We start from the raw sequence: 683 nt of genomic DNA on the forward strand, positions 1-683 counted from the left end.
GACTCCACCTTGATCACATCGGCGCCGTAGTCACCCAGCGTCTGGGTGCAATAAGGCCCCATCATCACCGAAGTCATATCGATGATCCTGATCCCGTGAAGTGGTCCCGTCAAAGTCGTTTGCTCCCGAAAAACGTGTGGTCAGGCGCTGATCCGCGCCGCTATTGCCTTCGTCTTAGCGGGATGGGTTCGGCAGGCGCAAGGGCGCCAGACGCGGAGCCGTATGCGCGGGAAGCCGGTACGCGTCAAAGTGGTAATAGCTAGCCGGCCCCCGCCGGCGCCGAAGCGCGCATCATCTCCCGCAGCTCGGTCTTCAGCACCTTGCCGTAATTGTTCTTCGGCAGCGCATCCAGATAGACGTAGCGCTTGGGGCGCTTGAAACGGGCGATATTGGCGAGGCAATGCGCGTCAAGTGCTGCATCGTCGGCCGACGCGCCGGGCTCCAGCACCACACAGGCCACCACGACCTCGCCCCAGTCGGGCTCGGGCACGCCGATGGCCGAGACTTCCCGCACGGCGGGATGTGTCAGCAGCACCTCCTCGACTTCGCGCGGATAGATATTGGTACCGCCGGAAATGATGACGTCCTTGGAACGGTCGGACAGCGTGAGGAAGCCGTCCTCGTCGAGCCGCCCGACGTCACCGGTGCGGAGCCAGCCGTGTTTCAGCGTCTCGGCATTGGCC

Annotated in this window: 2 protein-coding genes; both read right to left on the bottom strand. The window is 63.5% G+C overall.

The annotated features are described in order from the left end of the window. The coding region (locus AC1DU6_RS34135) for a CoA transferase (protein WP_477862862.1) at positions 1 to 113 on the bottom strand (113 nt) is incomplete at its 3' end. A 146-nt stretch (positions 114 to 259) separates the two neighbouring features. Continuing rightward, positions 260 to 683 (bottom strand): class I adenylate-forming enzyme family protein (locus AC1DU6_RS34140; protein ID WP_477862860.1); only part of this gene is annotated, 424 nt, incomplete at its 5' end.

This window comes from Roseateles sp. P5_B10, from assembly GCF_056400485.1.